The sequence below is a fragment of the Candidatus Nanopelagicales bacterium genome, from assembly GCA_028687755.1.
GTDB lineage: Bacteria > Actinomycetota > Actinomycetes > S36-B12 > S36-B12 > UBA11398.
Map to the genome: position 1 here is coordinate 1 of JAQTZL010000017.1, position 13059 is coordinate 13059.

Annotated in this window: 11 protein-coding genes and 2 tRNA genes; 3 read left to right on the forward strand and 10 right to left on the reverse strand. The window is 53.7% G+C overall.

What is annotated here, in order from left to right; genetic code table 11:
• Positions 1-156: 156 nt before the first annotated feature.
• The 3 genes from PHN51_12425 to leuC all read right to left on the reverse strand — a co-directional run bounded on the left by PHN51_12425 (position 157) and on the right by leuC (position 2777).
• On the reverse strand, positions 157-570 hold the full coding sequence (locus tag PHN51_12425; protein ID MDD2819586.1) for an HU family DNA-binding protein: 414 nt from the start codon (positions 568-570) through the stop codon (positions 157-159).
• Between the two features lie 204 nt (positions 571-774).
• Positions 775-1362: a 3-isopropylmalate dehydratase small subunit gene (gene leuD, locus PHN51_12430; GenBank protein MDD2819587.1), complete on the reverse strand. Its 588-nt coding sequence runs from the start codon at positions 1360-1362 to the stop codon at positions 775-777.
• Positions 1363-1379: 17 nt separating this feature from the next.
• Positions 1380-2777 carry a 3-isopropylmalate dehydratase large subunit gene (gene leuC, locus PHN51_12435; GenBank protein ID MDD2819588.1) on the reverse strand — a complete coding sequence of 466 codons (1398 nt, stop codon included), beginning with the start codon at positions 2775-2777 and terminating at the stop codon, positions 1380-1382.
• Positions 2778-2837: 60 nt separating this feature from the next.
• Between leuC and PHN51_12440 the strand changes: the two genes are divergently transcribed.
• Complete coding sequence (locus PHN51_12440; GenBank protein MDD2819589.1) at positions 2838-3539, forward strand: IclR family transcriptional regulator C-terminal domain-containing protein; 702 nt, start codon at positions 2838-2840, stop codon at positions 3537-3539.
• Positions 3540-3574: 35 nt separating this feature from the next.
• Here the strand turns inward: PHN51_12440 and PHN51_12445 are convergent.
• Together PHN51_12445 and PHN51_12450 are read right to left on the reverse strand one after the other, a co-directional pair.
• Positions 3575-3647 (reverse strand) — tRNA-Glu (locus PHN51_12445).
• Positions 3648-3711: 64 nt separating this feature from the next.
• A tRNA-Gln gene (locus PHN51_12450) sits at positions 3712-3783 on the reverse strand.
• A gap of 92 nt (positions 3784-3875) precedes the next feature.
• On the opposite strand from PHN51_12450, the gene PHN51_12455 reads away from it, so the two are divergent.
• Positions 3876-4685 carry a hypothetical protein gene (locus PHN51_12455; GenBank protein MDD2819590.1) on the forward strand — a complete coding sequence of 270 codons (810 nt, stop codon included), beginning with the start codon at positions 3876-3878 and terminating at the stop codon, positions 4683-4685.
• On the opposite strand, the gene gltX is transcribed toward PHN51_12455, so the two are convergent.
• From gltX to PHN51_12480, 5 genes are all read right to left on the reverse strand, one after another.
• On the reverse strand, positions 4647-6125 hold the full coding sequence (gene gltX, locus PHN51_12460) for a glutamate--tRNA ligase (GenBank protein ID MDD2819591.1): 1479 nt from the start codon (positions 6123-6125) through the stop codon (positions 4647-4649). The two genes, PHN51_12455 and gltX, sit on opposite strands and share 39 nt — an antisense overlap.
• Entirely contained in the window at positions 6118-6912 is a 795-nt protein-coding gene (locus tag PHN51_12465; GenBank protein ID MDD2819592.1) for a fumarylacetoacetate hydrolase family protein, read from the reverse strand. Before PHN51_12465 ends, gltX begins: the two co-directional genes overlap by 8 nt.
• A gap of 31 nt (positions 6913-6943) precedes the next feature.
• Complete coding sequence (gene cimA, locus PHN51_12470; GenBank protein MDD2819593.1) at positions 6944-8533, reverse strand: citramalate synthase; 1590 nt, start codon at positions 8531-8533, stop codon at positions 6944-6946.
• A 185-nt stretch (positions 8534-8718) separates the two neighbouring features.
• On the reverse strand, positions 8719-9846 hold the full coding sequence (locus tag PHN51_12475; protein ID MDD2819594.1) for a branched-chain amino acid aminotransferase: 1128 nt from the start codon (positions 9844-9846) through the stop codon (positions 8719-8721).
• Positions 9847-9896: 50 nt separating this feature from the next.
• Positions 9897-10952, reverse strand: a complete 1056-nt coding sequence (locus PHN51_12480) for a 3-isopropylmalate dehydrogenase (GenBank protein MDD2819595.1) — start codon at positions 10950-10952, stop codon at positions 9897-9899.
• Between the two features lie 205 nt (positions 10953-11157).
• Between PHN51_12480 and leuA the strand changes: the two genes are divergently transcribed.
• On the forward strand, positions 11158-12900 hold the full coding sequence (gene leuA / locus PHN51_12485) for a 2-isopropylmalate synthase (protein ID MDD2819596.1): 1743 nt from the start codon (positions 11158-11160) through the stop codon (positions 12898-12900).
• Positions 12901-13059 lie beyond the last annotated feature (159 nt).

Below are 13059 nucleotides of genomic sequence, written 5' to 3' on the forward strand. Positions count from 1 at the left end.
GCCACATCCTTGATCGAACAAAGCCTGAGCCGCCACACGGACGGCTTCAGGCAACCTCTCCTTACCCATAAACCAAACCCCTCAGTCAGACTCCCAATTACGAGTCCAACTAAGGGGGTTCAGTTCATGAACGGTGGGGCCCTTTGTTAGTAACGACTAGCGACGGCCAGTGCGCTTTACAGCCTTCTTAGCAGGAGCCTTCTTTGCTACTGCCTTCTTTGCTGGTGCAGCCTTCTTCACTGCCTTCTTAGCAACAGCCTTCTTTGCTGCCTTCTTTGCTGGTGCAGCCTTCTTTGAGCCAGCAACAGTTGCCTTGAACTCAGCAGCTGCGCGGAACTTAGGAAGCTTGGTTGCCTTGATCTTCACGGTTTCGCCGGTGCGTGGGTTACGACCCAAGCGAGCGTTGCGCTCTGCGCGCTCGAAGATGCCGAAGCCGCTGATAGCAACACGATCGCCGCCAGCAACAGCCTTCTTGGTCTCGTCGAGGAAAGCCTCTACAACTTCAGCAACCTGGCGCTTGCTCAGGTCGAGCTGCAGTGCTACTTCTTCAATCAGTTCAGCCTTGTTCACAGAAAAACCCCTCCGGAGGGTGGTAGGTCGACCCGTTGTCGACACCTCATATTTAGCCATGAAAAGTGCTCACAACTGCGAAGACTCGCCGGGGAAAACATGTTGGAATCATTAGTGATTCGCACCACCAATGACTCCCGACGAGTTCCCCGACGAGTCACACAAGTCACATGAGTCACATCTGTAACATCATGAAAATTGCAGTTACGCAGTTGTTGGCATAAAAGCCGGACGCTTTGCTTCAAATTCAGCAATCACATCACCGTGTTTCATGGTGATCCCGATGTCATCCAGGCCTTCCATTAAGCGCCAACGAACGTAATCATCGACCTCAAAAGTTGCGGTCAGATCTCCTGCGCGCACCTCACGCTTATCCAGATCCACCGTGACTTCCAATGCAGGATTAGCTTCAACAGCGGCCCACAACAGTTCAATATCAGCCTGATCTACAAGGCCGGTAAGCAATCCACCCTTGCCGGAGTTGCCTCTGAAAATGTCCGCGAATCGTGAGGACAACACAACCTTGAAACCGAAATCCTGCAAAGCCCAAACTGCGTGTTCACGTGATGACCCGGTACCAAAATCTGGTCCCGCGATCAAAATTGATACGCCTTGATATGCAGGCTGATTCAAGACGAAGTCTGAATCCTTGCGCCAAGCACCGAATAAGCCATCTTCGAATCCATGACGCGTAATGCGCTTGAGGTATTCCGCAGGGATGATCTGGTCGGTATCAACATTGCTGCGACGCAATGGTGCAGCCGTGCCGGTATGGGTAATGAACTTTTCCATGATGTTTTCCCTTTCCCTTACAGATCTGCCGGAGCAGCGAGATGACCCTTGATTGCGGTTGCGGCGGCAACTGCAGGTGAAACCAAATGAGTTCGCCCACCTGGTCCTTGACGACCTTCGAAGTTGCGGTTCGAAGTCGAAGCACTGCGCTCCCCCGGTGCCAACTTGTCTGGGTTCATCGCCAAACACATTGAACAACCGGCTTCACGCCATTCGGCGCCAGATTCCTTGACGATGACGTCAAGGCCTTCAGCCTCAGCTTGGTGCTTCACGCGCACTGAACCAGGAACAACGAGCATGCGCATACCTGGAGCAACCTTGCGACCCTTGAGAACTTCGGCCACGGCACGAAGATCTTCGATGCGTCCATTAGTACATGAACCAACAAACACTGTGTCTACCTTGATATCGCGCAATGGCATGCCTGCGGTAAGACCCATGTACTCAAGTGCATTTTCAATGGCAACGCGATCAGTTTCATCCACTGCATCTGCAGGCGATGGAACATTTGACGTCAATGGCAAGCCCTGACCTGGGTTCGTACCCCAAGTGACGAATGGACTCAGGGTCGAGGCATCGATGAACACTTCTGCGTCGTATTTTGCATCAGCATCAGATGGCAAGGTTGACCAGTAGGCGACAGCTTCATCCCACATTGCGCCTGCAGGGGCGCGGTCGCGACCCTTGAGGTACGCAAAGGTGGTTTCGTCTGGCGCGATCATGCCCGCGCGTGCGCCAGCTTCAATCGACATGTTGCACACGGTCATGCGACCTTCCATCGATAAGCCGCGTATCGCTGAGCCCTTGTATTCAAGAACATAACCCTGACCGCCACCAGTGCCGATCTTTGCGATGACAGCAAGCGTGATGTCTTTGGCAGTAACTCCAACAGGCAAATCGCCATCAACATTGATTGCCATGGTCTTAAAAGGCTTCAACGGCAAAGTCTGTGTTGCAAGTACGTGCTCAACTTCAGAAGTACCGATGCCAAACGCAAGCGCACCAAAAGCACCGTGTGTTGATGTATGCGAATCGCCACACACAACAGTCATGCCTGGTTGGGTCAGACCTAACTGCGGGCCAACAACGTGCACGATGCCTTGCTCGACGTTTCCTAGTGAATAAATTGGCACGCCAAACTCGGCACAGTTCGCACGAAGTGCATCAACCTGAGCCTTGGAAATTGGATCAGCAATTGGCTTCAAGATGTCTGTGGTCGGCACGTTGTGATCTTCAGTTGCCAACGTGAGTTCAGGTCGACGAACTGCTCGACCTGTCGCACGCAAACCATCAAAAGCTTGCGGGCTTGTTACTTCATGCACGAGATGCAAATCGATGTACAGCAGATCGGGTTCACCCTCAGCTCTGCGCACCACATGTGCTTCCCAGACCTTCTCGGCCAGCGTCTTCGCCATTACTTCTCCTTTAGGTGTCGATACTTGACATCTCACTATGTGAGACGGCAATATCAAGGTATGGACAACTCTAGCGGAGTCGGCGTCGTAGACAAAGTTGTCGCACTCATTGACTGCTTGGCTATCGAGCCGCTCTCCCTCAATGAGCTAGCTCAAGCCTCAGGGCTAGCCCGCCCGACAGTGCATCGTTTGGCGGTAGCCCTGGAATCCCATCACGTGCTCGCCCGTAATGACCGCGGCCAGTTCATCTTGGGACCTCAACTCAACCAGTGGGCCACTCCCCAAGCCTCATGGGTCAATGCCGCTGCCACCATTGCCCGGGAACTGCGTGATGCCACTGGCGTCAGCGCTCAGGTGTATCGCAGAGTCGGCCAAGAGCGCGTGTGTATCGCTGCAGCCGAACCCTCGCGGGGTCTTCGCGACACCGTTCCTGTCGGAGCCCTACTCACGATGAAAGCAGGATCCGCGGCCCAAGTGCTGTGCGCCTGGTCGGACACCGAAGACCAACGATTGACTCTGCAAGGGGCGACATTCACAAAAAAGGACCTGATGTTGGTGCAAAAGCGTGGCTGGGCGCAATCCATTGCCCAGCGTGAACCTGGCGTTGCTTCACTTGCGGCACCCGTCCGCGACAGCACAGGAATAGTGGTTGCAGCCATGTCGATCTCTGGACCAATTGACCCGCTAGCTCAACCAACGAAATCTCACATTGCTGCCCTCCTCGCCGCGGCAGCTCAACTGGGCGCAGCGATCACAGGCTAAAAACTATTGGCCCCCTCCACTAGGAGGGAGCCAAGTAGCCCCGACGGGATTCGAACCCGCGCTACCGCCTTGAGAGGGCGGCGTGCTAGGCCACTACACAACGGGGCCGTGAAGCGCAGATATTGGAATTGAGCCAATACCTAAGGTGAAATCACGAAGATTTACACACTCGCTGGGGTACCAGGACTCGAACCTAGACTAACTGAACCAGAATCAGTTGGGCTGCCAATTACCCCATACCCCATGGGAACAAGCGAGAAGTATACGCGAGGGAATTGTTGTCATGCGCCGGCCCAAATACGACGGTATTAATGCCCAGACCACCATGCTTAACCCATGCTGGAATGGGCCCTCAATTCATACCCCGTCGCGGCTTTTCGACGCTTCTTCGAACTCGAACTCTTGGACCGGTCCTTTGGGCTGGCTGCCCAGGCCTTCGTGGCCCTACTGCCCTTGGTGATCTTGATTGTGGCGGTCTTTGCTGGGTCAGATGGCACCGTGGTGGCCAATCAACTCATTGAGAGATTTGGCCTTGATGGTGCCGCCGCTGATGCAGTGACCTCCCTTTTTGACTCACCTGCCCAAACTTTCGCCATCTCTTGGGTCGCGGTACTCATCACGACCTATTCGGCTTTTTCCCTTTCACGCAAACTCTCACGTACCTATGGGGCGATCTTTCAACTTCCATCACTGCTCCCTAAAGAAGTGTGGCGAGGCGTGGTGTGGGTGCTCCTGCAAGTCGTGATGTTCGCCCTGAGTTCGGGACTGCGCAATCTTTGGCGCGATAGCGACCTTGGCGTTGGATTCTTTGCCGGGTTCGCCATGTTTGCATTTTGGTATTTCGGTGAATTCATCAGCATTCGCCTACTTGTTCCCAGCATCAGCCGACGACTGCTGATCCCGTCAGCCATCCTGAGCAGCGTCGGACACATGGGCATCGTGATTTGGGCTGCGATCTACATGCCGCGCACCCTTGAGTCTCAGGCACAACAGTTCGGACCAATCGGTGTGACATTTTCTTTATTCACACTGATCTTGGTTGGAGTCGTAGTGATGCTCGTGGCACCACTCCTTGTTGCAGTGTTCGATCAGCGCAAACGAGGCGTACTAACGCACGCTGCGCGCGCTGTTCAAACGGGCGAGTGAAACTTCACGGCCAAGAATTTCCATTGATTCAAATAACGGTGGAGAAATACGACGACCGGTTATGGCTACTCGCACTGGGCCAAATGCAAACTTTGGCTTAAGTCCTAGGCCTTCCACCAAAGCACTTTTAAGTGCCTCATGAATTGCGTCCGTTGACCATTCAGGTAGCTGCTCCAACACGGATATTGCTGCAGCAAGGGTCTCGTCGGCATCTTCACCAAGCACTGCTTTGGCATCTGCTTCATCGAGAGTGAATTCATCAGGCTGCACTAACAAGAATCCGAGCATCCCTACCGCTTGCTTGAGATTCTCCAACCGTTCCTGAATGAGTGGAACCGCTTCGTTGAGAATCGCTTGCTGATCCACACTTGGTGGATTGCTCACTAGGCCAGCATCGGCCAAGCGCGGCACGATGCGTGCAATGAGGTCGTCAACAGAAAGGGATCGAATCCAGTCGCCGTTGATTGATGTGCACTTCTTTAAATCAAAGCGCGCGGGGTTAGCGCTTACGCGATCAATCTGGAAAGCCGCTGCCATTTGCTCCATTGAGAAGAACTCTTGGTCATCCCCCATCGACCACCCAAGCAACGCGAGATAGTTCAGTAGTGCTTCAGGTAGGTAACCCTCTTCGCGATACATCAACAAAGCAGATTCTGGGTCGCGCTTGCTGAGCTTGCGATTGCCTTCGCCCATCACATATGGCAGATGACCGAACAGTGGTGTCGTTCCATCACTGACTCCAATGGCAGCAAGTGCTTCATAAAGTGCAATTTGTCGAGGAGTTGAAGACAGTAGATCTTCACCACGCAACACATGCGTAATGCGCATCATCGCGTCGTCGACAGGATTCACCAGCGTGTAAAGAGGTTCACCATTGCCGCGCACCAACACGTAATCAGGCACATGTTCATGACCAAAGGTCACTTCTCCACGAACGAGATCATTCCAAGTGCAATCGCGATCTGGCATCCTGAAGCGCACCACTGACGTGCGTCCTTCAGTTTCGAAGGCGACACGTTGATCTGCGGTGAGATCACGACAGGTACCTTCGTAGCCCGGTGCACGATTTTCTTTTTTCGCTAGTTCGCGCTGTGCATCAAGTTCCTCTGCAGTGCAATAGCAACGGTAAGCGAATCCACCATTCAGTAACTTCGCAGCAACATCAGCGTAGATATCCAGGCGCTGTGATTGACGATACGGACCATATGGGCCGCCAACTTCTGGGCCTTCATCCCAGGTCAGCCCTAACCAGCGCAAAGAATCTAAAAGTGCGTCGTATGACTCTTCTGAATCGCGAGCGCTGTCGGTATCTTCGATTCTGAACACAAAGGTGCCACCAACGTGGCGAGCAAAAGCCCAGTTGAATAGTGCTGTTCGCACCATGCCAACGTGCGGATTTCCTGTAGGCGAGGGACAAAAACGAACGCGCACATCAGTCACGATCAACCACCGGATTCTTAAGAGTGCCAATACCTGAAATTTTCACTGCGACGGTGTCGCCGGCCTTCATGACAGATGTGCCTGAAGGTGATCCAGTCAAAATCACATCACCAGGCAGCAAGGTCATCGCATTACTTACCGCCTCAACAATGGCTGCAATGTCGAAGACCATGTCATTGGTCGTGCCATCTTGGAAAACCTTGCCATTCACCGAACATTGAATGGAGACATCTTCCCAATCAAATTCAGTTTCGATCCACGGCCCAAGCGGGCAAAACGAGTCAAAGCCCTTTGACCGGGTCCATTGGCCGTCAGCATGTTGGAGGTCACGAGCGGTCACATCATTAGCGCAGGTGTAACCAAAGATCACATCAGCAGCGCGCTCTTTTGGCACTTCTTTACACACCCGACCAATCACGATCGCAAGTTCTGCTTCATGCTCGATCTGCTCAGATTGCCAAGGCATTTGAATTGGTTCACCCGGACCAACAACCGAAGTGTTTGGCTTTAAGAAAATAAGGGGCTCGACAGGTACCGCCCCGAGGTTGGTTTCAGCGGCATGCGCTGCGTAATTCTTGCCAATGCCAATGACCTTGGTTGGTAGCACAGGCGCAACGAGCCGGACATCTTGGTAGCGCACAAAGCGTCCATCAGGGTTGATCCCGTTGAATGGATGACCATCGAGTACCGCTATGACTGTTTCATCACCTGGTTCCCCAGCGGCATCTAGCCCCTCGAGAACCCCATAGAACAACTCATCATTGACAGCAAACCGACAAATACGCACCGCAGCAGTCTACCGACGAGTAATTGCCGCGTTACTCGGCAGCAATTGTGCGGCCTGCGCGGAGCAGACCGAAGCGAACTGCGTCGTCCAACGCCTTCCACGAAGCTGCGATCACATTCTCGTGGACACCAACTGTGGTCCAGTCAGCTTCACCGTCAGTTGTACCGATCAGTACACGTGTAACTGCATTGGTACCACTGCCACCATCGAGGATGCGAACCTTGTAGTCGATCAAGGTAAGTTCGGCTAACTCCGGGTACACCTGTGAAAGTGCTGCACGCAGGGCGTTGTCGAGAGCGTTAACCGGGCCATTGCCTTCAGCCGTCGAAATAACACGCTCACCATTGGCATGAACCTTCACGGTTGCTTCTGAATCAACGCCGCCATCGGCACTTTGTTCAACAATCGTGCGCCAAGACTCAACCTCAAAGCCTCGCTCAACACCATCTTCAGCAAGCAACAGCAATTCAAATGAAGCATCTGCTGCTTCAAATGACCATCCCTCTGATTCAAGTTCCTTGACCTTGTTCACAACTCGAGTGACCAGTTCAGGCTTCTGTGAAAGATCATGACCCAGCTCTTCAGCCTTGAGTTCAACTGATGCTCGGCCTGCCATTTCGGTTACAAGCACGCGCTGTACGTGACCTACCTGAGTGGGATCGATGTGGTTGTAAAGCTCCACATTGACCTTCAGCGCTGAAGCATGCAGCCCAGCCTTATGTGCAAACGAGGATGAGCCCGCATATGGCTGGTGGCTGTTTGGCGCAATGTTTGCAATCTCTGCAATCGCATGTGAGATGTGTACGGTTTCGCGCAACGAACCTTCAGGCAGTACATCGATACCCATCTTCAGTTGCAAGTTTGCAGCAACCGAGAAAAGGTCAGCGTTACCGGTGCGCTCACCATAACCATTCGCTGTGCACTGTGCATGGGTTGCGCCTGCGGATACAGCCGTGACTGTGTTAGCAACCGCGCAAGCGGTGTCGTCTTGGCAATGAATACCCAAACGCACACCAGAGCGCTTGGCTACATCAGTAACCGTTTCAAAAATACCAACCGGCAACATGCCGCCGTTGGTATCGCACATCACTCCGACGCTTGCACCTGCTTCTGCAGCAGCAACCAAGATGCGTACGCCGTAATCAGAGTCGTGCTTGTAACCGTCGAAGAAATGTTCCATATCCACGAACACACGACGACCTTCACCCACCAGGAACTTCACTGTGTCAACGATCATGCGCTCGTTTTCATCGACGTCGGTCTTGAGTGCCTCGATCACGTGACGCACATCGGACTTGGCAACAAGGGTGATGACCGGAGCACCTGAATCAAGGAGGGCTTTAACCTGAGCATCTTCATGTGCCAACTTGCCAGCCTTGCGCGTTGCACCAAAAGCAACGAGCTGAGCGTTCTTTAGATCAAGTTCAGTTTGTGCACGCTGGAAGAACTCAGTGTCCTTTGGCATTGCGCCAGGCCATCCACCTTCAATGAATCCGACACCGTATTCGTCAAGCAATTTCGCAACAGCGAGCTTGTCGTTCACTGAGTACGAAATACCTTCACGCTGAGCACCATCGCGCAGTGTGGTGTCGTACAGGTGAAAAGCGTCGGAGCGGGCCATGAGTTCTTTCCTTACCGTATTGAGCGAATTGGCACTATCAACGAAAAAACCCCCCGCAGGGTGCGAAGGGCAGCGCGTTGACGAATGGTCAACGCGCTAGTTAATGATGATGCCGTGGTGAAGCACATACCCATCATGCCACAACTGCCCCATATGGGGCTAGACCCCCTCGAGAGGGGCTTTGACTAGCAAATGGTGTGTAACCACTGGTGCTTGTCGGGCACCTGACCGGTCTGGATGTTGAGCAGTGCCTCGCGCAACCGCATCGTGACTGGACCTGGCTGGCCTTCATTGATTTCCCAATGCCCACTCTTACGGCTTTTCACGTGACCAACTGGCGTGATGACAGCGGCAGTGCCGCATGCGAACACCTCGGTGATCTCACCAGCTTCGGCGCCATCTCGCCACTGATCAACACTGATGGCATTCTCAGTGGCCAAATACCCAAGATCCGCGGCTACCGTCAGCAAGGAATCTCGAGTGATACCGGGCAAGAGTGATCCAGTAAGCGTTGGCGTGACTAAGCGGGCGTTCTCCCCCGACCCGTACACGAAGTACAGGTTCATCCCACCCATTTCTTCAATCCACTTGCGCTCGACAGCGTCAAGCCACACCACTTGTTCACACCCATGCGAAGCCGCTTCAGCTTGGGCGATGAGTGAGGCGGCGTAGTTGCCCGCGCATTTGGCTTCGCCCGTGCCACCAGGTGCTGCTCGCACATAGTCATCAGAAATCCACACGGATACTGGCTTTACTCCCTGTGGGAAGTAGGCACCCGCAGGAGACGCGATCAAGAGGTACTTATAAGCATTAGCCGGGCGAACACCCAGACCCACTTCAGTTGAAATCATGAACGGGCGAAGGTAAAGCGACTGATCTTCGCCACCTGGAACCCAAGCTGCGTCTTGCTGCACGAGCGCATTCACCGAGGCCAAGAACAGTTCAATGGGGAGTTCAGCCATCGCTAGACGGCGAGCTGATCTCTGGAAACGTTCTGCGTTGGCGATTGGACGGAAGGTTTTGATTGAACCGTCTTCATGACGGTAGGCCTTTAGCCCTTCGAAAATCGCTTGGCCGTAGTGCATGAAGTTCGTAGCTGGATCCAAACTCAGTGGCCCATAGGGAACGAGTTGAGCGTTATGCCACCCAAGATCTTCGGTCCAATCGGCGGTAACCATGTGATCGGTGAAGTACTTCCCGAAGCCTGGGTTAGCCAAGATCGCCTCGCGCTGCCCAGCAGGGAGCGGATTGTGCGATGGCTTCAACTCAATAGGCCATAACTCATCGCCTACTGGTTGATCTTGGCTCGACATGACTCTCCTTCACCGATGCAGCACGTAAGGCTACCGACTACGAATAAAAATTACTTGGACTTAGCGAGAGCTCCAGCAGCAAGTGCATCACCGATTGCTGAAGTTGAGCGCACCGAATCTCCACGCGTTGCAAGATCATCGGACACTGCGGATTCAACCCAGACTGCTGCTTCTTTTTGACCCACGTGATCAAGCAGCATTGCAAGGGACAGCACCGTGGCCGTTGGGTCCGCCTTGCCTTGACCTGCGATATCTGGTGCTGAGCCGTGAACCGGTTCGAACATGCTTGGGTTCTTGCGGGTTGGATCGATATTGCCTGACGCAGCAAGTCCAATGCCACCAACGATTGCTGCACCAATGTCGGTGAGGATGTCGCCAAACAAGTTGTCGGTCACCACAACATCGAATCGCTCTGGTTGGGTGAGGAAGAACATCGAAGCCGCGTCAACGTGGCAGTAGTCGGTTTCAACCTGTGGGTAATCCTTGGCGACATCGTTGAACGCGCGCTGCCATGTGTTACCCGCATAGACCAGCACGTTGGTCTTGTGAACCAACGTGACCTTGTTGCGACGATGCGTAGCGCGCTCAAAAGCGTCACGAATGATGCGTACCGCACCGTAATAGGTATTGAGGCTGACCTCTGTCGACACTTCATGTTCAGTTCCTTCACGAAGTACGCCGCCTGCGCCGACATAAGGGCCTTCTGTGCCTTCGCGGCACACCACGAAGTCAATGTCTTTGGTGGTCTTGCCAGCCAACGGACCAACCACGCCCGGGTACAACCGCACTGGGCGAAGGTTCACATGGTGATCCATGATGAAGCGAAGCGGTAACAGCACACCGCGCTCGAGGATGCCTGGCTTCACTGAAGGGTCGCCGATAGCACCCAACAAAATTGCGTCATAGCCGCGAAGTTCTTCAACAACTGAATCTGGCAACAACTCACCTGTGGTGTTGTAGCGGCGAGCGCCAAGGTCATATTCCGTGCTGGTCACGGTGATACCTGCAGCTGGAGCAATCGCATTGAGCACCTTCATGGCTTCAACCACTACTTCGGTTCCGATGCCATCGCCAGGGATGAGGGCCAAGTTCAAGTTCGTCGACATGGGGCCAAACTCTATCCGGGCGAAAGTTATCGATCCTGCCCCCATCACGATGACCTTTTCGGTTTGTTACGAGCGCTGCTACTATTGGCAGCACTATGACGCGCGCACTGCTCCTTCGCTGCCGCGGCGAGGCCTGACCAACCGGCCCCTCGTCGCGGGATTCGCGTTCGCCGGTAGGCCAATCGAAATTCACTAGGAGCCCGCGATGAGTACCACGTCTTTCCAAGCAGCAAATGCCAGCCAACAGCCTTCAGGCATGAACTTCAGTCGTTACGTGCCCTTTCGTACCACCCCACTGGAGAACCGCACCTGGCCCGACCACGAAATCACCAAGGCACCGCGTTGGTGTGCGGTTGACCTTCGTGACGGCAACCAGGCCCTGATCGACCCAATGACCCCGGATCGCAAACTGCGCATGTTCAAGTTGCTGGTCTCCATGGGTTACAAGGAAATTGAAGTGGGTTTCCCTTCAGCCTCACAAACCGACTTTGACTTCCTTCGCCTCCTTATTGAAGACGGTCACATCCCTGATGACGTCACCATCCAGGTCTTGGTTCAAGCGCGCGAATCATTAATCGAACGCACCTTTGAAGCACTTGATGGTGCAAAACAAGCCGTTGTGCACTTTTACAACTCCACATCAGTGCTCCAGCGCCGCGTGGTCTTTGGCTTGGATAAAGAAGGCATCGTTGATATTGCAGTTCATGGTGCGCAGTTGGTGAAGAAGCATGCCGAGCAAATGGTTGGCAAAACAGAGATCTTCTTTGAGTACTCCCCTGAATCATTCACGGGTACTGAATTGGAATTTGCACTTGAGGCTTGCAATGCGGTGATTGAGGTACTTCAGCCAACACCGGATCGCAAGATGATCATTAACTTGCCAGCAACGGTGGAAATGACCACACCAAACCTGTATGCCGATTCAATTGAATGGATGAGCCGCAATCTCAATGACCGCGACTCAATCATCCTTTCGCTCCATCCGCATAACGACCGCGGAACCGCAGTTGCTGCTGCTGAACTTGGCTACATGGCAGGCGCTGATCGCATTGAAGGCTGCCTCTTTGGCAATGGCGAGCGCACGGGCAACGTCTGTTTGGTAACCCTGGGCCTAAATATGCTGACCCAAGGCGTTGACCCACAAATTGATTTCAGTGACATTGATGAAGTTCGCCGAACGGTTGAGTACTGCAATCAAATCCCAGTGCATGAGCGTCATCCATACGGAGGCGATCTGGTGTACACCGCATTTAGCGGATCACATCAAGACGCCATCAATAAGGGTCTGCGCACGATGGAAAAGGAAGCTGCCGAACTTGGCATTTCCGTTGACCAGCATCGCTGGGAAGTTCCCTACCTGCCAATCGATCCAAAAGATGTCGGCCGCACATATGAAGCTGTGATCCGCGTGAACTCGCAGTCCGGTAAGGGCGGCGTCGCATACATCATGCGCACAGAGCACAAGCTCGAATTGCCACGTCGTTTGCAGATTGAATTTTCGCGCGTCGTGCAGCAAGTTACTGATGACGAAGGTGGCGAAGTCGCTCCGAACGAAATGTGGAGCATCTTCTCAGGAGAATACTTGCCAGATCCTGCTGCAGCTTGGGGCCGCTTCGCACTCAAATCAGTGAAGCAAGACTCTGCTGTCGATGGTGACACCACCGTTGAAGTGGTCATCACTGACGAAGGCAAGGAAGTTGCGCTTACAGGAACAGGCAACGGCCCAATCGCTGCATTCTGCGAAGCGCTCAATGGCTACGGCATTGATGTACGCGTTCTGGACTATGCAGAACATGCAATGAGCGCAGGTGGCGATGCCAAGGCTGCCGCTTACCTCGAATGCACCCTTGAAGGAAAAACTCTGTGGGGCGTAGGTGTTGATCCATCAATCACGACTGCTTCACTCAAGGCAATCGTGAGTGCCGTGAACCGCGTGGTGCGCGGCTAATCTCAACTCAATAAGTAAGGGCCCAGAAGCAGTGGCGGTTTCAACGGATCGTCGCAACACGGCTAGGACTTGAGTAAAGCACCAAGGCGCTCGGCTGGGGTATCCCAGTCGAGCGTTTTGCGTGGACGACCATTGAGTTCGATAGCAACGGCAGCGAGA